Here is a 20,342-nt window from a genome sequence, read left to right as displayed (position 1 = left end):
AGCACCCTGAGCATGTGCACGAATACACCGAGCGATGTATCCGAGCCGTTCAGTCCAAGGACGCACGGTTCGACGGATGGTTCTTCGTCGCCGTGCTGACGACGAAGATCTACTGCCGGCCGAGCTGCCCGGTCTCGCCGCCGAAGCCGCAGAACATGAGGTTCTACTCCAGTGCGGCGGCAGCCCAGCAGGCCGGGTTCCGGGCGTGCAAGCGCTGCCGGCCCGACGCGGCTCCGGGCTCCCCCGAGTGGAACGAGCGCGCGGACCTGGTGGCGCGGGCGATCCGGCTGATCAAGGACGGCGTCGTCGACCGGGAAGGGGTGCCCGGGCTGGCCGCGTACCTGGGGTACAGCACCCGCCAGGTCGAACGGCAGCTGCGCGCCGAGGTCGGTGCGGGGCCGCTGGCGCTGGCCCGGGCCCAACGGGCGCAGGCCGCCCGGCTGTTGATCGAGACCAGCACCCTGCCGATGGCCGAGGTCGCGTTCGCGTCGGGCTTCTCCTCCATCCGCTCGTTCAACGACACCGTGCAGGCGGTGTTCGCCCTGTCGCCCACCGAGCTCCGCCGGCGCACCCGACCCACCGACGTCGCGGGGACGTTGACGCTGCGGCTGCCGTTCCGGGCGCCGCTGTGCGCCGACAGCCTCTTCGGCCGGCTGGCGGCCGCGGCGGTCCCCGGGGTCGAGGAGTGGCGGTCGGGCGCGTACCGCCGGACGCTGCGGCTGCCCCGCGGCCACGGGATCGTCGAACTGCGCCCCACCGCCTCGGCCTTCGTCGAGTGCCGGCTCACGCTCTCCGACCTGCGGGACCTGACCGCGGCGATCAACCGGTGCCGCTGGATGCTGGACCTGGACGCCGATCCCGCCGCCGTGGACGAACTGCTGGTCGAGGACCCGCTGTTGGCGCCGCTGGTGCGCAAGAACCCGGGGCGGCGGGTGCCGCGCACCGTGGACGGGGAGGAGTACGCGATCCGCGCGCTGCTCGGCCAGCACGTCTCGGTGGCGACCGCCCGTGACCGTGCGGCCCGGCTGGCGGCGGTCCACGGCCTGCCGGTGACGGACCCGGGCGGCGGCCTGTCCCGGCTGTTCCCGGCCCCCGCCGAGCTGGTCGGCCTCGGACCGGCCGCGAGCGTGCCGCCGGACCGGCCGCACGGAGCGTTCCCCCGGCTCGTCGAGGCGCTGGCGGACGGCACGGTCGACGTCAGCAGGGGCAGCGACTGGCTGCGCGCACGGGCGCAGCTGACCGCCATCCCGGGCATCGAGCCGGAGACGGTCGAGGTCGTCGCCATGGGCGCGCTCGGCGACCCCGACGCGTTCACCACCGGCGGCCCGGGCGTGCGAACCGCCGCCGTCGAGCTCGGGCTCCCCGCGACGCCCGCCGCGCTGGCCCGCCACGCCGCCGCCTGGCGCCCCTGGCGTGCCTACGCCCTACAGCACCTGTGGGCGACGGACAGCCTGGCGGCGGCTCCGCTCGACCAGGAATGCTGCGGGGTCTGCTGAAACCTGCGGAAATGGCGTCCGGAATTCCGACGGCACACTGACGAAGCGCTGTCAATCGACCATCAGTGCATGATCAGACGTCGGTCAGAAGGTCTGTGGAATGCTCGTTCCTGCCATCCGCAGGCCTCAGCGGAAATCCGGAGATCACCTGTCGGCCGTTTTCCTGCCCGGCCGACCGAAGTCGGCTGTCCGGGCGCTTCCCGATCGCAACAGCCGGGAGAAAACGAACTCCGCGCCTCTCGCATCCCTTATCGCAGGAGCACCCGTGGCCACTACCAGTTCCCGCCCCCAACCAGTGCGTCTGCTGCGCACCTTCACCACGCCGAAGATCGTATTCATGATCATCGCAGCGGCCGCGCCACTCGCCGCGATGCTCACCACCGTGCCGCTGTCCTTTTCGATCGGCAATGGACCGGGCGTGCCGGCGCTGTTCGTCTTCGCCGGGCTGACGCTGCTCTGTTTCAGTTCCGGTTACGCCGCCATCAGCAGCCGGATCAGCCACGCGGGCGGGTTCTACACCTATATCGCCCACGGCATGGGAAGGCCGCCGGCCGTCAGCGGCGGAATCATCGCCGTCATCGCCTACAACACCGTCACGGTCGGCGTGCTCGGCGCCTTCGCGTACTTCGCCCAGGCGCTCGCCGCGTCGCACGGTCTCAACCTGCCGTGGGAGGTGTGGGCCGCCGCGGGCCTGGTGGTGGTGGGCGTGCTCGGGTACCGGCACGTGGAGCTCAGCGCCCGGGTGCTGGCGGTGCTCATGATCTGCGAGATCGTCATCCTGTTCGCCCTCGACGTGGCGATCCTCGCCCGTCACGGCTTCTCCGCCACGCCCGCCGCGTCCTTCGCGCCGCACAACATCTTCGCCCCGGGTTTCGGCGTCTCGATGATGTTCGGCATGGCGTCGTTCATCGGCTTCGAGTCGGCGGGGCTGTACGCCGAGGAGACCCGCAACCCCGAGCGGAGCGTTCCGCGGGCCACGATCATCGCGGTGGTCCTGATCGCGACGTTCTACGGCGCCACCAGCTGGCTCGCGGTCGGCGCCGTCGGCCCGTCGGAGATCCAGGCGACGGCGACCGCGGACCTGGGGGACATGTTCTTCAACCTCAGCGACGAGTACCTGAATTCGGCCACCACCACGGTGATGCAGGTGCTGCTCTGCACCAGCGTGCTCGGCGCCTGGCTGGCCCTGCACAACGCGGCCAACCGGTACATGTTCGTGCTGGGCCGTGACGGCCTGCTGCCGGGCCGCCTGGCCGCGGTGCACCCCAAGTACAAGGCCATCCACCGGGCCAGCGTCGTCCAGACCGTGTTCAGCGCCGTCGTCGTCGCGGCCTTCGCCCTCGCCGGCCTGGATCCCTACCTCAACATGTCCACCAGCATGCTGGGCATCGGCACCCTCGGCATCGTGGTGCTCCAGGCGATGGCCTCGGTCGCCGTGCTCGGCTACTACCGCAAGCGCAAGGGCGGGTGGTGGCAGACCAGGATCGCTCCGGTGCTCGGCGCGGCCGGGCTGGTCACGGCCGCCGTCCTCGTCGTCCGCAACTTCGCCGTCCTCACCGGCACGACCAACCCGGTGGTCACCGCACTGCCCTGGGCGCTGCTGGTGGTGGGAGTCGGCGGACTCGGCTACGCGTACTGGATCCGGTCGGCCCGCCCCGAGCGCTACGCGGCCCTGGCGCAGCCGGAGGAGTCCGCGGACGGCCCCGCAGTCGAGGCCCTGACCGACGTCCGCTCCGCGGCGTAGCCGGCGCACCCGCACCCGCACCCGCACCCGCACCACGGAACCGCCCCAGCCCGGTCCGGCCGCCCTTGAGAGGCGCGGCCGTCCGGAGCTGGGGCGGTTCGGTCCTGGAGGGCCTACGCCTGCCCGGCCGACAGGGTCTCGCGGATGACGGCCAGTCCGTCCGCCATGGTCGCGGCGAGTGGCGGCGCCAGCTCGTCCGGCAGGACGTCGCGGATCCAGACCAGCCGGCTGAGCCGTTCGCTCTCGGCGACGACCTGGAGGGAGGCGTTGTCGTGCAGCGGCCGCACGGTGCCGCCGATGACCGCCCAGACGATCCGCTGGGCCTCGTGGTCCAGGCTGACGAGCCGCTCGTCGATCACGTCGCCGTTGGCGAACGTGACCGTCCGGACGTCGTCGGCCGTCAGCTCCGTCCCGGTGACGAAGCCCGGCGCCATCCGCGGCGGGCCCTGTTCGAAGTCGCCGATCACCGCCCAGACTTCGGCGGCGTCCGCCTCGATCACGGTCTCCAGCACGATCGAAGCCACGACCGCCTCATTTCTTCCGCGTGCTCGCCCCGCCGCCTGCCGTGACGGTCTCAGGGCTTCGTCGGCGGGCTCAACGAGGCATTCCGGGCCGCGAAACCGGGTCGGCGGCCGTCACCACCCGTTCGGCCCACAACGGCCGGGCCGGGCCCCTGGAGGGGACCCGGCCCGGCCGTTCGTCGAAGCACGGTGCGGCCCCGTACCGGCATCAGGAACCGGCCGAGGCACCGTCGGTGCCCTTGACGTGTCCAACGTGGTGGTGCGTCTCGCGGAGTGGACCGCCCGGGAGTGCGGGGCGGCCGGCGGTCGCCCCGGCTCCGGGGCGGGCGGGGCGGGCGGCACGGGGCCGCGTCCACGGCGCGGCATCGGCCCCGCCGGGCTACACCCGCACTCCGACGGGCCGGATCATCGGCGACTCCTCCAGCAGCGCCAGGTCGTGCTCCAGGACGGCGCTCTCGTACATCCTCAGCATCGGCGAGGGGTCGACCCCGAGCTCCTCGTTGAGGCGGTGGCGGAAGTCGCGGTAGACGTTGAGCGCGTCGATCTGCCGGCCCGACCGGTACAGGGCCACCATCAGCTGGCGGCAGAACTGCTCCTGCATCGGGTTCTGCGCCAGGGTCTCCGTCACCTCGGGAATGATCCGGTTGTGGCCGCCCGCCCTGAGCTCCAGGTCGTAGAGCAGCTCCAGCGCGGATAAGCGCGACTCCTCGTACTTGGACGCCGCGGTCTGGCACAGCGGCCCCGTCGCGAGCCCTCCGAACACCGGTCCCCGCCACAGGGCGAGGATGCCCCGGAGCTCGGCGATACATCGGTCGAGTCTGTCGCAGACCCGGCCCCGGATGACGTCGACGGTGTCGAGGAAGACCTGCGCGTCGAGTTCGCCCGGCTGCAGGCTGAACTGGTAGCCGGAGACGCTCGTGACGATGCGCGACGCACCGTCCTGCTCCGTTCGTGCCAGGCTGCGGCGGAGCCTGCTGATCTGGGCCTGCAGCGCGTTGTGCATCTTCGTCGGCGGCGTGGTCCCCCACAGCTCCTCCGCCAGCGAGTCCACGGTGACCAGCCTGCCGGCCGCCGCCATGAACGAGGCGAACAGCAACTCCTGGACCGCCCCCTTGGGCCGAACCGTGTGGTGGCCCACCTTGATTTCCGACGGCCCAAGCACGAAGAAACGCATTAAAGCCCCTCCCATCCTGATAGCGACCGGTCCTGCGAACGAATCGTCGACACCCCTTCGACGCGCTGGAGCCCGACAGGCTCACGCTGCGAGACGCGAAAGGCAGCGATACACAGCCCTGCGCCGAACACACCCCCCTCTGCCCGATCGCACAGGTTATTCACTTCAGGCCCGCACCCTTGAGGTGCCCGCGGTATGCAATCTCCCCACAAGACAATCATTTAATCGGCTTCTTGCATAGCTCTTTGATGGCCGCCGCGCGATCCGGCCACCAGTGGCGTGAAGCACCCCTGCAATACTCCCGCAATATTGCAGGTGGCAGCGCAGGTGTCGATGCCAAGGGCCCTCAACGGCCCCGTGACGCGCGTCAACCGGCCCCTTCGAGCCACTCGGACGCACCCCCGCCCCGCCCGTCCGACCGGCGATATTGGATGATTGTCCGGCTTCCCCCTGGCCGGCCGTGGAGGGCCGCAACAGACGAACGGCCGCCTCCCTGTGGAGACGGCCGTTCACGGGTGCGCACGGGGGCGACGATCACCCGATGACGCGATGGCTGAAATCAGTGCCCGGATTCACCGGTCGAAGACCGATACTGACGATTCGTCAGTTGTCATGTCGATCATGTTACTTGCATCTGAAGCGGCTGTCCGGGACGCCGGCCCCGGCCGATCCGCGCCCGGCCCCGTGGAGGACCGCGGCGCCGCCGTAGAAGGAGGAGACCCCGCCGTCGATGACGACGGACGAGCCCGTCATGAACCGCGAAGCGTCGCTGGCCAGGTAAAGCGCCAGGCCGACCAGGTCCTCCGGGGTGGCGAACCTCCCGGCCGGGATCACCTCCCTGAGGCGCTCGGACAGCTCGTGGTGCCCGACCAGTGGCTTGGTCAGGTCGGTCTCCACCCAGCCGGCCGTGATCGCGTTGACCCGCACCCCGGAAGCCGCCCACTCCGCCGCGAGCGAATGGGTGAGCGCGGTCACCGCGGCCTTCGAAACGGCATAGGGGGAGTAATTCGGGAGGCCGGCTTTTCCGCCGATCGAAGAGATGTTGATAATCGACCCCTGGCCACGCCCGACCATGTCGGGGCCGACCAGGCGGCACACCTCAAGAACGGATTCGAAATTGAGCCGCATTTCCCGCTGCCACTGCTCGGCCGTGGCTTCGTGGAACGGCCCGGAGTAGGTGATTCCTCCGGCGTTGTTCACCACGACGTCCAGCGGGCCGAGTTCCGCGACGGCCTTCCCGATGCTCGCCTCGATCTGCTCCGGATCCTCGATGTCGCAGACCAGTGCGGCGACCCGGCCGCCGAACTCCTCGGCCGCAGCCGCCGTCGCTCTCAACTGCTCGGCTCCCCGAGCAAGGAGGGCGACGTCGGCTCCGGCTTCGGCAAGACCGAGGGCGATCGCCCTGCCGATCCCGCGTGAAGCACCTGTCACCAGGGCGGTCTTCCCGGAGAGACTCAGCACGGGCGCGCCTCGGTCCTTCACCTCAGGAACTCGTCGACGGCCACCGTGGCCTCCTTGAACTGCTCCAGCTGCGGGAGGTGGCCGGCGGCGTCGAGCACCACGGCCCGGCTGCCGGTGACGAGTCCGGCGAACTCCTGCGCGTACTCCGCCGACACCAGGCGGTCCCCGCTGCCCCAGACGATCAGCGTCGCCGCCGTCACGCGGTGCAGCCGCGACCGCAGTCCGCGGTCGGGGATCGGCCAGAGGAACTTGGCCGTGCTGCCGATGGACCACACCATGCCGCCGATGACCTCGACGGCCACCGCGGGATCGGCCGGCGGCGTCAGCGCGGCCTGGGCCACCTCGCCCGCCGGGTCGAGGAAGAGCAGGCCCGCCAGCTCCTCCGCGGAGGCGGCCGCCAGGCTCCCGACCGGCAGGTCGTCCCGCCACAGCCCGAGCGGCGCGATCAGCACCAGCCGCGAGGGCAGCGCCGGGAAGTGCGCGGCCAGTTCCGCGGCGAGCATGCCGCCGAAGTCGTGCCCGACGATCACCGGGTCGACCAGGCCGAGCCGCCGGCACAGCTCCTCGTAGGCGAGGACCACGTCGGACAGGTCGTGGATCACGTGGATGGCGTCCGGCTCACCGGCGGTGGTGCCGGGGAACTCCGGGGCGTAGACCGTGTACTGCTCCGCCAGGTGCGCCAGGAACGGGTCCCAGACCAGCCCGGTGGAGCCGTGCAGGTAGAGCAGCGGAGCGCCGCGGCCCGCCACCTTCACCCGCAGCGTCAGCCGCCCGTCCCAGAGTTCGACGCTCTCCTCGCGCGGCTCGCCGCTGAAGGAATCCGTGGTCATGAGGCCTCCGCCTTCCGTGCCGACGCTCCGCCTTCCGCCACCGGAAGCGGTGTGCCGCCCAGGCGCTCCGGCCACCAGTGGTGGCTGAACCCGTCGTCCTTCCACAGCTTGCGCAGGTGCGGCAGGACCTCCTCGGCGAACAGGTTGATGTTCTTCTCCACGAGCGCCTTCGGCAGCGACCCGAAGCCGAGCATCGCGTGCAGGTTGCCGATGCCGTACTCCCGGCAGTACGAGATCAGCTGGTCCCGCACGGTCGCCGGGCTGCCCGCGATGACGGTGCCGGCCTCGACGAGCTCCCGGTAGTTGGCCGTCCGCATCTGGCTGTACAGGCCGAAGTCGCCCGCGTCGCGCAGCAGGGCCTTGACGCCGTGGATGTTCACGCCGCCGGCGATCGCCAGCTTCTCGGGCGGGATCGACCCCAGGCCCTTGCGGTAGGCGTACTCGACGTGCTCGGCGTACTCCTGCTCCGCGCGCTCGTCGGTCTCGCTGACCGCGATCGTCTGCAGGAAGCCCATCCGGTACGGGTTCCGCTCCAGGCCCAGTTCGTCCGCGATCTCCCAGAACCGGCTGAAGATCCGCGGTCCGGTGAGCTTCGCCCCGGCGAACCCGAAGTAGTTGAACCCGAAGCCGCGCTCCAGGGTCATCTGCATCGTCCTCGGGTTGCCGATGCCCGTGATCCAGACCGGCGGCCGGCTCTGCAGCGGCCGCGGCCAGATGTTCACCTGCGGGTACTGGCCGTACCGGCCGTTCCAGGCGAACGGCTCACGGTCCTCCCAGGCCCGCAGCACCAGGTCGAGGTTCTCCTCGAAACGGCCGCGCACCTCCACCGGCGGGATGCCGTTGTTGATGCTGGCGTCGTAGCTGAGACCGACCGGGAAGCCCGCGAGGAGCCGGCCGTTGCTCATGACGTCGAGCATCGCGTACTCCTCGGCCACCCGGACCGGCTCACGCGTCTTGCCCAGCGAACGCCCCATCGGGAAGATCCCGACGTCGAGCCCCTGGCTCTGGGTGGCGTAGGCGATCGCGCTCGCCACCAGGTTGGGGTTCGGCATCAGGTCGTACGAGCTCTGGGCGTGCTCGGTGACGGCGATGCCGTCGAACCCCGCCCTGGCGCCGATCATCAACTCGTCGATGTGATCGGTGAACGAGCTGAAGACGCCCTCGGGAGTCGTCAGGCCGTAAGGCGTGTCGCACACCGAGTTGTGGTGCTTTTCGAAGTCCGACGGCAGGAACCGGTACGGCGCCTGCTCGAACAGAGTGACCTTCATCTACTCTCCAACGGTCCGGTTGCAGCGCGCCGCCGCACTGAGCATCAGAGCTGGGTGACGATGAGCAGCGAGTCGCCGATGCTCCGCGTCGAGTGGCCCTTGCCGCTGGTGTCCTCCACCAGGACGCTGCCACCCGGCAGGAAGCGACGCTTCTCGCCGTCGCTGACGCCGACCTCCAGCTCACCCTCGAGCAGCGTCATGATCTGCCGACGGGGCGCCGGGTGGAAGTCACCGAAGTAGCCGTCGGGGCAGAGCAGGTACACGCTCGCGCGGGCCTCGGCCGGCGCCGAGAGGAACATCGAGGGGGCCGGCGGGGCGAAGTTCACCTCGTTGAGGTCCAGCTTCTCCTCGACGAAGTGGCTCTCGCCGGCCTCGTCGGTGAACAGGCGAGTCACGTTGATTGGGCGGGTCACGGTCTCCGACATCGCTTCTCCTCGGCAAGGCGATTATCTGCTGACACGAAACTGTGGCGAGCCGGCACCCCGACTCGCCACAGCTGCGGAGAGGGCAGGATTCGAACCTGCGAGGACAAAAGCCCTTTCCTGCCGAAACAGGAATCCGATAGGCCGCTACGGCTACCTCTCCTTGCGAAGCCCGGCTATCTCCGCCGTGTTCCGCCGCTTGCTGAGGAAAACTATGGCACGGCCCGCTGACGCAGTGCTGATGAGCTTCTGATGGGCTCGACTCCCCGGATTCCTCCGCGGGTTCGCGGGTTTCGTCAGCCTCTCATCAGCCGTGCGTCAACCACCTCTGATTCACTCGGTCCGATGCCGGCACCCCGCCAGTTCCCGGAACCGGAGATGAGAAAGCGGATGACACATTCCCACGCGACTCTGCAAGAGCTTCGGAACACTCCGAAGCTCGATCGGCCGGACGCGCTGGAGCAGATAGTCATCAGAGAATTCAAGGAATCTCTGCTGATGTCCGAGGACGAGGACTTCCCGCTGTCGGAGAGTTTCTTCGACCTGGGCCTCACCTCCCTGCGGGTGACCGAGGTCAAGCAGCGCCTCGAGGAGTTCCTGGACTGTTCGATCAGCGCCAACGTGCTGTTCAACAGCCCGACGGTGGAGCTGATGCTGACGTACCTGATGACCGAGGTGCTCACCGACCTCTTCGGCGAGGCGTCCGATGCGCGGCAGTGAGCCGGCCGGGCCGGACCGGGACGAGCCGATCGCGGTCATCGGTGTCGGTCTGCGCTTTCCCGGCGGGAACGACTCGCTGGACGGGTACGCCGAGTTCCTGCGGGCCGGCCGCAGCGGCATCAGCCCGCTGCCGCGGGACCGCTGGGACGTCGACGCGTTCGGTTCGGACGACCCCGCGTCGCCGGGGCTGATCCGCTCCGAGGCCGGCGGATTCCTGGAGCGGATCGACGAGTTCGACCCGCAGTTCTTCAGCGTCTCGCCCAAGCAGGCGCAGTACTTGGACCCGCAGCAGCGGCTGCTCCTGGAGACGGCCTGGGAGGCGTTGGAGAACGCCAACGTCGTCCCGTCGTCGGTGCGCGACGGCGGCGTCTACATCGGCGCCACGCCGTTCGACCAGGCGATGGAGCTCGACTCCGTCCCGTACGACAAGCTGGACGGCTCGATGGCGACCGGGATGGGCGCCTACCCGATGTCCGGGCGGCTGTCGTACTTCCTGCGCTGGCACGGCCCGAGCCTGACCACGGACACCGCGTGCGCCTCGTCGCTGACGGCGTTGCACATGGCCCTGGCGGGCCTGCGGGGCGGCGAGTGCAGCATCGCGCTGTGCGGCGGCGTCAACGCGCTGCACCACCCCAAGATCTTCGCGATCCTGTCCCAGGGCGGGTTCCTGGCGCCTGACGGGCACTGCAAGACCTTCGACGAGGCGGCCGACGGGTACGCGCGGGCGGAGGGCTGCGGTGTGCTGGTGCTCAAGCGCCTGTCGGACGCCGAGCGCGACGGCGACACCGTGCTGGCCCTGATCCGGTCGACCGCGATCGGCCACAACGGCGAGAGCGCCGGCCTGACCGCCCCGAACGGGACGTCGCAGGAGCTGGTCATGCGGCGCGCGCTGGAGCGGGCCGGGCTGGAGCCCGGGGACGTCCAGTACGTGGAGGCGCACGGCACCGGCACGCCGCTCGGCGATCCGATCGAACTCGGTTCGATCAACGGGGTGTTCGGCGCCGCGCACCGCGAGGGCGACGGTCTGACCGTCGGTTCGGTCAAGTCGAACCTCGGGCACATGGAACCGGCCGCCGGCGTCGGCGGGATCATCAAGGTGATCCTCCAGATGCGCGACGGCGTGTTCTACCCGCACCTGTACTCGACGCCCTCGGGCCGGATCCCGTGGGACATGTACCCGATCCGGATCCCGACCGCCTGCACTCCCTGGGAGGCCCCGGTCCGCCGGGCCGTGGTCAACAGCTTCGGCGTGGCGGGCGCGATGGGCGTCGCGGTGGTCGAGCAGGCCCCCGCGACGGACCGTCCGGACGTGGCGGACGAGGGCGCCCACGTGTTCACCCTGTCGGCGAAGAGCCGGCCGGCGCTGGCCCTGCAAGTGGAGCGCCACCGGCAGTTCCTGACGGACCACCAGGACACCGGGGCGGGCGATCTGGCCCTGACCCGCAACACCGGCCGGACGCACTTCGCGCACCGGGTCGCCGGCGCCGTCCGCAACGCCGCCGAAGCGGTCGAGCTGCTGGAGCAGGCGGCGCAGAAGCTGGCCGACGGCGAGCGGACCTCCGGCGACCTGCGGAAGGCGGCCTTCCTGTTCACCGGGTCCGGCTCGCAGTACGTCGGGATGGGCGCCGCCCTGTACCGCGACCACCCGGTCTTCCGGGAGCGCGTCGACGCCTGCGACCGGCTGTTCTCCCGTCATCTGCCGCGGTCGGTGGCGGAGGTCATACTGGGCACGGCCCCGGACGCGGAGGAGCTGCTCGCCGAGACCCGCTACACGCACGCCGCGCTGTTCACGCTGGAGTACGCGCTCGCCGGGCTGTGGCAGTCCTGGGGCGTCCGTCCCAGCGCCGTCCTCGGGCACAGCGTGGGCGAGATCGCCGCGGCGACCGTCGCCGGGCTGTTCAGCCTGGAGGACGGAGTGCGCTTCCTGGCGGCCCGGGCCCGGCTGATCCAGTCGGTCACCGAGCCCGGCGGCATGGCCGCCGTCGCCGCCACCGCCGCGGACATCGAGCCGCTGCTGGCCGACCTGCCCGACGTGGGCGTCGCCGCGGTCAACGCCCCGGGCCAGTGCGTGGTCTCCGGCGGCGCGGCCTCGGTGGCGAAGCTCTCCGAGCTGCTGCGGGAGCGCGGGGTGCGGGTCACCGCGCTGAAGGTCTCCTCGGCGTTCCACTCGCCGCTGATGGACGGGATCCTGGACGAGCTGCGCGAGGAGCTGGCGGGGACGGAGTTCCACGAGCCCTCGCTGGCGCTCGTCTCCTGCCTCACCGGCGAGATGGCGTCGTTCGCCGAGGTGGGCACCCCCGAGTACTGGGTCCGCCACGTGCGGGAGGCCGTCGACTTCGAGGGCGGCGTGCAGGCCGTGGCCCGACGCGGCAAGCACGTCTTCGTCGAGGTCGGCCCCTCGGCCACGCTCGGGGCCCTGGCCCGGCGGTGCGTGCCGGACGGCGGCCACGTCTGGCTGAGCAGCCTGCGCCCCGGGGACGGGGAGGCCAGGTCCCTCCGGCAGGCGCTGGCCGGCGCCTACACGGCGGGGCTCCAGATCACCTGGACGGCCGTCCACCAGGACGGTCCGGGGCGCCGGATCGCCCTGCCGCCGTACGCCTTCGACCGCAAGCGGTACTGGATGCCGGACCAGGTCGGCCGGCACGGCCTCGGCGCGGGGCCGGGCGCCCATCCGCTGCTGGGCACCGAGCCGCACCCGGCGCAGCCCGACGGGGCGCGGGAGTTCGTCGCCCGGGTCAGCGCCCGGTTCCCCGCGTACCTCGCCGACCACACCCTGCGCGGCCGGCCGTTCCTGCCCGCCGGCGCCTACGTCGAGGCGGTGCTGGCGCTGCTGGACGAGGTGTACGGCACCACCGGGCGGCCGCTGCTGGAGCTGCGCTTCCACGAGGCGCTGTTCCTGGGCAGCCGGCCGGTGGAGCTGCGGACCAGGCTCGCGCCGAAGGCCGACGGCACTGCCGCGGTCGAGATCGTCAGCCGGTCCGGTGAGGGCGGGGAGCGGGTCGAGCGGGTGCACGCCACCGCGACGATCGGCGCCGCGGCCGTCCCCGGGCCGAGCGGGACCGGCCGGCGGCTGCTGGAGCGGGCCGGTGCGCCGGGTGCGCCCGCGCAGGAGCTCGACGGCGCCGAGGTCCACGCAGCCTACGTCGCGGCGGGCCTGGAGTACGGCCCGCAGTTCGACCGGGTGCGCGGGGTCGACCGGCACGGGGACGACTTCACCCTCACCGAGGTGGACGCCCTGGACCTCTCCCGGGCGGAGCACCTGCCGCCGCAGCTGTTCGACGCGGCCACGCACGGTCTGGCCGCGCTGGTGGACCGCAGTCGTTCCTACATCAGCGTGGGCGTCGACGCCGTCCGGCTGTTCCGCAAGCCCCGGGCCGCCCGGCTGGTGGCCGCGCTGCAGACCAGGGCGGCGGCGGACGCGGGCAGCGGCTTCCTCGCCGACGTGCTGCTGCTGGAGGACGGCGAACCGGTCGCGGAGATCGAGGGCATGGCGTTCCGGCAGCTGGAGGTCGCGCCGCCGCCGGCGGAGCGCGCCCCGGCCGCCGGGTCCGCGCGGCGGCCCGGGCCGGCCCGGCAGGGCTCCGCCGTCGAGGTGTCCGTCCGGTCGGCCGTCGCCGGCCTGCTGCGGATCGACGACGAGTCGGGCATCTCCGCCGACACCGCGTTCCTGGACCTCGGGATGGACTCCCTGGGGGCGGCCGAGCTGCGCGCCCGGCTGGAGGCGGAGTACAACGTCGAGCTGCCGCTGACCATCGTGTTCGACCACGGCTCCATCGGGCAGCTCGTGGAATTCCTGGAGAAAGCGAAGGAGGGGCTGTGAGCAACTCGGAGAAGCAGACGATCACCGCGAGGTCCGCCCTGCACGCGCAACGCCGGCCCGATGCCGCCGCGTTGGTCATCGAGGGCCGGACGATCACGTACGGCGAGCTGCACCTGGAGAGCAACCGCTCGGCCAACGCGCTGCTGGCCGAGGGCCTCGGCCGGCAGGCCCGGGTGGCGTACCTGGGCCGCGAGACCGATCAGTACTACGAGCTGACCATCGCTTGTGCGAAGGCCGGCGTCGTCCTGGTCCCCGTCAACTGGCGGCTGATCAGGGCCGAGGTGGACCACATCCTGCGCGACTCCCAGGCCGAGGTCCTGTTCGTGGAGCGCGACTTCCTCACCGTCGTCGAGCGCCTGCGCGAGGAGCTCCCGACCCTGCGCACGGTCGTCGAGATGGACGGCGCGACCGAGCGGGGCGCGGGCTTCACCTCCTGGAAGGCCGGGCACCCGGACACCGACCCGGGCGTGGACGCCGACCCGGAGGACCCGATCGCGCAGATGTACACCAGCGGCACCACCGGCCTGCCCAAGGGCGTGGTCCTGTCGCACCGGTCGTACTTCACGTTCATCGAGAACATGCAGCGGGCGGGCGTCGACTCGATCGACTGGCGGCCCGAGGACCGCAGCCTGACCTGCTTCCCCGGCCTGCACGCGGGCGGCTACGCCTGGTTCATGCACTGCTTCAACGTCGGTGCGACCAGCGTGGTCCTGCGGATGTTCATCCCGGACGAAGCGGTGCGGGTGATCCGGGACGAGGGCGTGACCACCGTCTGGGCCGCGCCGGCGATGCTGAAGATGATGCTGGACGAGAAGGTCTCCAGCCCGGAGGCCTACCGGTCGCTGCGCAAGATCGTCTACGGCGGCTCGCCGATCGACTACGAGCTGATGGTGCGCTGCCTCGACGAGTTCAAGTGCGACATCGTCCAGGCGTACGCGGCGGCGGAGACCGGGAGCTTCATCACCTGCCTCACCGCGGCGGAGCACGTGCCGGGCAGCCCGCTGATGGCCTCGGCCGGGCGGGTGCTGCCCGGCAACGAGGTGAAGATCATCGACGGCGACGGCAAGGAGCTGCCGGCGGGCCAGGTCGGGCGGATCTGCGTGAAGAGCCCGGCGCGGTTCAAGGAGTACTGGCAGCGTCCGGAGGCCACCGCGGAGATGGTGGTCGGCGAGTGGCTGCACATGGGCGACGCCGGCTACTTCGACGAGGACGGCTACCTCTTCCTCCAGGACCGGATCAACGACACGATCATCGTCGCCGGGCAGAACATCTACCCCATCGAGGTCGAGAACGCGCTCCGCGCCCACCCCGCCGTGGCGGACGTGGCCGTGTTCGGCGTGAAGGACTCCCGCTGGGGCGAGGTGGTCCGCGCCGCGGTGGTGCTCCGGCCGGGCGCCGACCCGGTCCGCGAGCGTGACCTGCTGGTCTTCCTGCGCGGCCGGCTCGCGGACTACAAGATCCCGGGCGGGTACGCGTTCCTGGACGACCTGCCGCGCAACCCGACCGGCAAGGTGCTGCGCCGGGTGCTGCGCGACCAGTACGCCGACTCGGCGGCCGGGCGACCGTGACCGGGCGGGTGGCGCCGAAGCAGTTCCGGGCCGGCTGGCTGCGGCCGGCCGAGTCCGACCCCGACGCCGAGGCGGCGCTGTTCCTGTTCCACTACAGCGGTGGCGGCGTGTCGATGTACAGCCGGTGGCCGGACTACCTGCCGCCGAGCGTCGAATGCCGCCGCATCCAGCTGCCGGGCCGTCAGGACCGGCTTCAGGAACCGCCGTTCACCGAGTTCGATCCGCTGGTGGACAAGCTGAGCGAGATCGTCGCCGCGGAGAGCGGCGACCGTCCGTTCGTCCTGTTCGGCCACTCCATGGGGGCCCTGCTGGCCTACCGGGTGGCGGTGCGGCTGGAACGCGAGGGCTCCGCGCGCCCGGCGATGCTGGGCGTCTCCGGCTGGGCCCCGGAGGGCTTCACGATGCCCACCCGGGGCCTGGCCGAAGGGTCCGACGGGGCGATCGCCTCGCTGCTGGAGGAGCTGGGGACGGTCTCGCCCGAGGTCCTCACCGACCCGGCGCTCACCGCCATGGTCGTCGCCCCGATGCGCGCCGACCTCGCCGTCTGCGCCGACTACCGGGACGACGGCGCGTCGGTCGACTGCCCGGTGGTGGCGTACACCGGCCGGCGGGACCCGTACCTCGCACCCGGTGCGATGCGGTCCTGGCAGGAGCGGAGCCACGCCTTCCTGGGCCTGCGGGAGTTCCCCGGCGGCCATTTCTTCATCCATGACGAGGGCCCCGGCATCGCGACGGACCTGGTGCAGCTGCTGCACCGGCAACTCGCGGGCTGACGGCCCGACGCAAGAGCCATCGAACCATCCACCGACAACCAGGAGATCACCATGAAGTTCGCCTCCCCCAACCAGCTCGCCGAGGCCTACGTCGACCTGTGGAACGAGCGCGACGCGAAGGTGATGGCGGAGAAGGTCAAGGCGCTGTACTCCGACGACGCCTTCTACGTCTTCTACCGGCGCGACCCGTTCGTCGGCCACGAGGCGCTCACCGAGCAGGTCCTGTACACCCAGGGCATCTACTTCCCGCTGGGCTACCGCTTCGTCTCCGCGTACAACGCGGTGGGCCACCACAACCTGGTGCGCTTCAACTGGAACATGGTCCACACCGAGACCGGCGACATCCAGATGGCCGGCCAGGACACCCTGATCCTCGACGAGGACGGCCGGATCAAGGCCGACTACCAGTTCCACGAGAAGATCCCGACCGCCTTCGTCTACAACGACGGCTTCGACGAGACCGGTCGCGTCACCAAGGCGGCCAAGCCGACCCTGGTCACGCAGCAGGCCTGACCCTCCCCGCGTCACGGCCCGGCACGACGACCCCGCAGGCCCGGCGGACCGGGCCTGCGGGGTCGTCGTGCTGCCACCACCGGCGCCCGCTCGCGGATCCCTGCGGTGACGAGCCGTCGGGCACGAGGAAAGGGGCGCCCGGCCTGGCCGGGCGCCCCTGTTCCGCGTTCGCGGTCGAGAGCCTGTCAGTTCGCCTTTCCGGCCGCGCGGAGCGTCTCGTCGAGGGCGACGCGAATCGCGGCGATGGTGCGGTCCATGTCCTGCGCCGTGGTCCGCCAGGAGGTGATCGAGACGCGCATGGCGACTCGTCCGCCCCAGACCGTCTCACCGAACCAGCACTCGCCGCCGGCCTGGAGCCGGGCGATCACGCCGCGGGTGATCGCGTCGTCGTCGCCGAACCGGACCAGGACCTGGTTGAGCACGACCTCGTTGACGATCTCGACCTGCGGCTCGCCGTCGAAGGCCTGGACGAACCGCTGGGCGTGGTCGCAGCAGCCCTCGATCATCTCGGCCACGCCGGACCGGCCGAGGCTGCGCAGGGCCGCCCACACCGGCAGGCTGCGGGCGCGCCGGGACAGCTCGGGCACCCACTCGATGCTGTCCCGCTCCCCCGGGGTGCCCGGCGGCAGGTAGTCGGCGCGGGTGTGCAGCATCGCGGACTGGTGCGCCTGCGGGTGCGCGACGAACACCAGGCCGCAGTCGTAGGGGACGTTGAGCCACTTGTGCGCGTCGGTCGCCCAGGAGTCCGCGCGCTCCACGCCGGCCACCAGGTGGCGCAGCTTGGGGCTCGCCGCCGCCCAGAGGCCGAACGCGCCGTCCACGTGGACCCAGGCGTCGTGCCGGTGGGCCACCTCGCAGATCTCCGCGATCGGGTCGATGGCGCCGGAGTTGACGTCGCCGGCCTGCGCGATGACGATGGTCGGCCCGTCGAGGCCGGCGAGCAGGCCCTCGAGTTCGCCGGCCTGCAGCCGGCCCTCGGCGTCCGCGGGGACCACGTGCAGCTGCTCCGTGCCGAAGCCCAGGTAGCGCAGCGCGAGGTCGACGGTGAGGTGCCGCTGGGCGCCGACGACGATGTTCAGGGTCGGCGCGGTCTGCAGGCCGAACCGCTCGACGTCCCAGCCCGCCCGGGCCAGTACGTGGTGGCGGGCCGCGGCCAGCGCGGTCATGTGCGCCATCGCGCAGCCGGTGGGGAATCCGACCGTGGTCCCCGCGGGCAGGCCGAACAGGTCGACGAGCCAGCCGGCGGCGACGTGCTCGGCGGTGGCCACGGCCGGCCCGAGGTCGAAGATCCCGGCGTTCTGGTCCCAGGCGGTGGCGATCCAGTCCGCGGCGACGGCCACGGGCAGCGTTCCACCGACGACGTACCCGAAGTAGCGCGGTCCCGAGCTGGCGACCACCCCGCCCTCGGCCGCCGCGCGGGCGAGCAGGCCGATCGTCTCCAGGGGGGCCGTCGCGGCGCCGGGCAGCGGGCCGCCCAGCAGCTTCATCAGATCGTCGGCTCCCGCGGTGGCGCCGACGTGCCGTTCGGACAGGCTGTCCAGGTAGTTCATCGCCTGGGCGGCCGCGTGAGTGAGGAACGCCCTTTCATCGTGATTCATTTCACCAAAAGTAATGACCGGCGCTGACCGCACGCTGACGGATTGGTCCGGCACGGAATACCAGGATCAGCTGAGCGTCAGGAAGGCGTCAGTCGACCGCTGACATAATCATGAACCGTCGCCGACTGTCCAGATTTGTCTCCGGATTTGAGGGGGAAGGCCACCAATGCGATTTCTGACGTCCGCGCGAGAGGCGTGCGAGAAATTCCAACCGAATCTTGCAGCGGCGCTGGAGGCCATACCGCTGGCCGAGCGCGAGGCCGCCGACAGCCAGGTCGTGGAGATATTCCGCGCCCACGGCGGGGCCGGTCTCCTGGTGCCCGCCGAATTCGGCGGGCAGGCCGCCGGCCCGCTCGAAGCGGTCCGCGTCCAGCGGATGCTCGGTGCGCTCTCGCCGTCGCTGGGCGTGGCCACCGTCATGCACCACTTCACGGTGGCCATGCTGTTCAAGCTCGCCGAGACGGCCGACCGGCTCACCGCGGAGCAGCGCAAGCTGCTCGGCTCGGTCGCCACGGACGGGCTGCTGCTCTCCTCCGCCTGGGCCGAGGGCCGGACCGACCAGAACATCCTGCTGCCCTCGGTGGTCGCCGAGCGCACCGCTGACGGCGGCTACCGGGTCAACGGCGCGAAGAAGCCGTGCAGCCTGTCCCGCTCGATGGACCTGCTGACCGCCAGCGTCGCGGTCACCGACGACGAGGGCCACGGGCACCTCGCCCTGCTGCTGATCCCGGCCGACTCCGCCGGCATCACCGTGGAGCCCTTCTGGGCCACGCCCGCCCTGGCCGCGTCGCAGAGCGACCTGGTCCGGCTGACGGACGTGCTGGTGCCGGAGGAGCTGGTGATCAGCAGCACGCCGGACGACCTCCACCGGCTCGACGACCTGCAGACCAACGGCTTCACCTGGTTCGAGCTGCTGGCCACCTCGGCCTACACCGGCGTGGCGGCGACGCTGGTGAGCCGTGTGCTGGAGCAGAAGCGGGGCAGCGAGAGCGACCGCGCCGCGCTGTCGGTCCGGCTCCAGGCGGCGATCGACCTCCAGGAGGGGGCCGCCCGCGCCATCGCCGCCGGCGTGCAGGGCGACGAGGCCGTCGCCCTGGTCCTGGTCGCGCGCTACGCGACGCAGGACCTGCTGGCCGCGACGGTGGACGCCGCCACCGAGATGCTCGGCGGCATGGCCTTCATCGGCTCCCCCGACGTCGCGTACCTGGCCTCGGTGATCCGGGCGCTGGCCTTCCACCCGCCGTCCCGCGGCAGCCTCGCCACCGAGCTGGTCGAGTACTTCGAAGGCAATGCCCTGCGGCTGTCCTGAAAACCCAGTCAACCGTCGGCCTCGGCCGCCCGGGAGGAAATCGTGGACCAGAGAAATCCGTTCGAGTCGCCGAATACGTTCAAGCTGCACCGCGCGGAGTACCTCGTCGGTTTCGTGCTGTCGATCGTGCTGATCATCGTGCACTTCGGGGAGATTCGCTGGATCCCCTTCGTGGCGCTGTTCGCGTACATCGACCTGATCGGATACATTCCGGGCGCCATCGCCTTCCGGCGGAGCGCGGACGGGCGTATTCCCAAGACGTACTACGTGCTGTACAACACCATGCACAGCCTGATCACCCAGACCGTGGTCATCGGCCTGTGGCTCTGGCTGGTGGGCCCGGAGTGGGCGCTGCTGGCGATCCCGTTCCACGTGCTCGGCGACCGTGGCCTGTTCGGCAACTTCCTGAAGCCGTTCGGCCTCCCGTTCGAGCCCGCCACCGACCCGTTCTACCCGCGGCTGGCCGCGCGGCTGAGCGCCCGCGCGCAGGGCGTCGGCGGCCTCGTGCCGGGCCCGGGCGCGGCCGACGAGTCGGACGCCCTCGTGCCGGAGGCCGGTCGGTGAACCCCGTCCCGGGGGGCGGTCGACCGACCCTTTCCCCAGACGATCGGATCGCCGGCCAGGACGAGAGCCGCCGGGCGCTGCGCCGCTTCGCCTCGGGCGTCACGGTCCTGACCGTGAGCGACGGCACGGTGCGGCACGGCACCACGGTGAGCGCGCTCGTGCCGATCTCCCGGGACCCGCTCGTCCTGGGCGTGTGCCTGCGGACGCCGTCCACGTTTACTGCACTTGCCCGAAAAGTGGGTGCGTTTTCAGTCAATGTTCTGTCCACCGAACAGGCCACGGTGGCAAGGACGTTCGGCTCCTCGCGCGGTCGCGGGGACGACCAGTTCGCCGGAGTGGACTGGACGGCCGACCCGCTCACGGGCGCACCGCTGATCGACGGCAGCCTCGCCCACCTGGCCTGCAACCTGACGGGCTGTCAGCTGATCGGCGACCACCACCTGATCATCGCCGAGGTCCTGTCCGGCCTGGCCGACGACGGAGCTCCGCTGCTCACGTTCGCCGGCGGGCTCCGCGACGAGGGGCTCGAGAACTTCCACACCACCCAGCTGTGACGACGAA

General features: G+C 71.2%; 17 protein-coding genes and 1 tRNA gene. 10 read left to right on the top strand and 8 right to left on the bottom strand.

Going from position 1 to position 20,342, the window contains the following annotated elements; genetic code table 11:
• Positions 1-14 precede the first annotated feature (14 nt).
• A complete protein-coding gene (locus CG736_RS23825) occupies positions 15-1,496 on the top strand; it encodes a DNA-3-methyladenine glycosylase 2 family protein (RefSeq protein ID WP_100588223.1) in 1,482 nt (493 codons plus the stop codon).
• A gap of 265 nt (positions 1,497-1,761) precedes the next feature.
• The gene (locus tag CG736_RS23820) at positions 1,762-3,240 is read left to right on the top strand and encodes an APC family permease (protein ID WP_232734131.1); all 1,479 of its coding nucleotides are present in this window, start codon (positions 1,762-1,764) and stop codon (positions 3,238-3,240) included.
• 113 nt (positions 3,241-3,353) lie between these two features.
• Here CG736_RS23820 and CG736_RS23815 read toward each other — a convergent pair whose 3' ends face one another.
• The 7 genes from CG736_RS23815 to CG736_RS36420 all read right to left on the bottom strand — a co-directional run bounded on the left by CG736_RS23815 (position 3,354) and on the right by CG736_RS36420 (position 9,079).
• Positions 3,354-3,764 (bottom strand): SRPBCC family protein, encoded by a 411-nt coding sequence (locus tag CG736_RS23815; RefSeq protein WP_043914988.1) that lies wholly within the window; start codon positions 3,762-3,764, stop codon positions 3,354-3,356.
• A 376-nt stretch (positions 3,765-4,140) separates the two neighbouring features.
• Complete coding sequence (locus tag CG736_RS23810) at positions 4,141-4,899, bottom strand: AfsR/SARP family transcriptional regulator (RefSeq protein ID WP_229848326.1); 759 nt, start codon at positions 4,897-4,899, stop codon at positions 4,141-4,143.
• 660 nt (positions 4,900-5,559) lie between these two features.
• Positions 5,560-6,417: an SDR family NAD(P)-dependent oxidoreductase gene (locus CG736_RS23805; protein ID WP_232734130.1), complete on the bottom strand. Its 858-nt coding sequence runs from the start codon at positions 6,415-6,417 to the stop codon at positions 5,560-5,562.
• Positions 6,414-7,226, bottom strand: a complete 813-nt coding sequence (locus tag CG736_RS23800) for an alpha/beta fold hydrolase (RefSeq protein WP_100588221.1) — start codon at positions 7,224-7,226, stop codon at positions 6,414-6,416. The genes CG736_RS23805 and CG736_RS23800 overlap by 4 nt, the downstream gene beginning before the upstream one ends.
• On the bottom strand, positions 7,223-8,494 hold the full coding sequence (locus CG736_RS23795; RefSeq protein WP_100588220.1) for an LLM class flavin-dependent oxidoreductase: 1,272 nt from the start codon (positions 8,492-8,494) through the stop codon (positions 7,223-7,225). The genes CG736_RS23800 and CG736_RS23795 overlap by 4 nt, the downstream gene beginning before the upstream one ends.
• A gap of 44 nt (positions 8,495-8,538) precedes the next feature.
• Positions 8,539-8,919: a hypothetical protein gene (locus CG736_RS23790; RefSeq protein WP_100588219.1), complete on the bottom strand. Its 381-nt coding sequence runs from the start codon at positions 8,917-8,919 to the stop codon at positions 8,539-8,541.
• Between the two features lie 74 nt (positions 8,920-8,993).
• Positions 8,994-9,079 (bottom strand) — tRNA-OTHER (locus CG736_RS36420).
• 335 nt (positions 9,080-9,414) lie between these two features.
• On the opposite strand from CG736_RS36420, the gene CG736_RS23785 reads away from it, so the two are divergent.
• Genes CG736_RS23785 through CG736_RS23765 form a run of 5 tightly spaced genes read left to right on the top strand, consistent with a single transcriptional unit; the run spans position 9,415 to position 16,310 of the window.
• Complete coding sequence (locus CG736_RS23785; RefSeq protein ID WP_232734129.1) at positions 9,415-9,636, top strand: acyl carrier protein; 222 nt, start codon at positions 9,415-9,417, stop codon at positions 9,634-9,636.
• Positions 9,623-13,456 carry a type I polyketide synthase gene (locus CG736_RS23780; protein ID WP_100588218.1) on the top strand — a complete coding sequence of 1,278 codons (3,834 nt, stop codon included), beginning with the start codon at positions 9,623-9,625 and terminating at the stop codon, positions 13,454-13,456. Before CG736_RS23785 ends, CG736_RS23780 begins: the two co-directional genes overlap by 14 nt.
• The gene (locus tag CG736_RS23775) at positions 13,453-15,024 is read left to right on the top strand and encodes a long-chain-fatty-acid--CoA ligase (protein ID WP_100588217.1); all 1,572 of its coding nucleotides are present in this window, start codon (positions 13,453-13,455) and stop codon (positions 15,022-15,024) included. The genes CG736_RS23780 and CG736_RS23775 overlap by 4 nt, the downstream gene beginning before the upstream one ends.
• An 8-nt stretch (positions 15,025-15,032) precedes the next feature.
• Positions 15,033-15,797, top strand: coding sequence for a thioesterase II family protein (locus CG736_RS23770; protein WP_157815697.1), 765 nt, complete (start codon positions 15,033-15,035; stop codon positions 15,795-15,797).
• Positions 15,798-15,848: 51 nt separating this feature from the next.
• Complete coding sequence (locus tag CG736_RS23765) at positions 15,849-16,310, top strand: nuclear transport factor 2 family protein (protein WP_100588215.1); 462 nt, start codon at positions 15,849-15,851, stop codon at positions 16,308-16,310.
• A 185-nt stretch (positions 16,311-16,495) separates the two neighbouring features.
• On the opposite strand, the gene CG736_RS23760 is transcribed toward CG736_RS23765, so the two are convergent.
• Positions 16,496-17,908 (bottom strand): aminotransferase class V-fold PLP-dependent enzyme, encoded by a 1,413-nt coding sequence (locus tag CG736_RS23760; RefSeq protein ID WP_100588214.1) that lies wholly within the window; start codon positions 17,906-17,908, stop codon positions 16,496-16,498.
• 166 nt (positions 17,909-18,074) lie between these two features.
• Here CG736_RS23760 and CG736_RS23755 point away from each other — a divergent pair, with 166 nt between their 5' ends.
• Genes CG736_RS23755 through CG736_RS23745 form a run of 3 tightly spaced genes read left to right on the top strand, consistent with a single transcriptional unit; the run spans position 18,075 to position 20,335 of the window.
• The gene (locus CG736_RS23755; RefSeq protein WP_100588213.1) at positions 18,075-19,217 is read left to right on the top strand and encodes an acyl-CoA dehydrogenase family protein; all 1,143 of its coding nucleotides are present in this window, start codon (positions 18,075-18,077) and stop codon (positions 19,215-19,217) included.
• A 42-nt stretch (positions 19,218-19,259) separates the two neighbouring features.
• Positions 19,260-19,781 (top strand): hypothetical protein, encoded by a 522-nt coding sequence (locus tag CG736_RS23750; protein ID WP_100588212.1) that lies wholly within the window; start codon positions 19,260-19,262, stop codon positions 19,779-19,781.
• Complete coding sequence (locus CG736_RS23745; protein ID WP_255419029.1) at positions 19,778-20,335, top strand: flavin reductase family protein; 558 nt, start codon at positions 19,778-19,780, stop codon at positions 20,333-20,335. Before CG736_RS23750 ends, CG736_RS23745 begins: the two co-directional genes overlap by 4 nt.
• The last annotated feature ends 7 nt before the right edge of the window (positions 20,336-20,342 follow it).

The organism is Kitasatospora sp. CB02891 (assembly GCF_002803145.1).
GTDB classification, from domain to species: domain Bacteria; phylum Actinomycetota; class Actinomycetes; order Streptomycetales; family Streptomycetaceae; genus Kitasatospora; species Kitasatospora griseola.
Note: the sequence above shows the minus strand (reverse complement) of the source record. Positions and strands in the feature narration are given on the sequence as shown.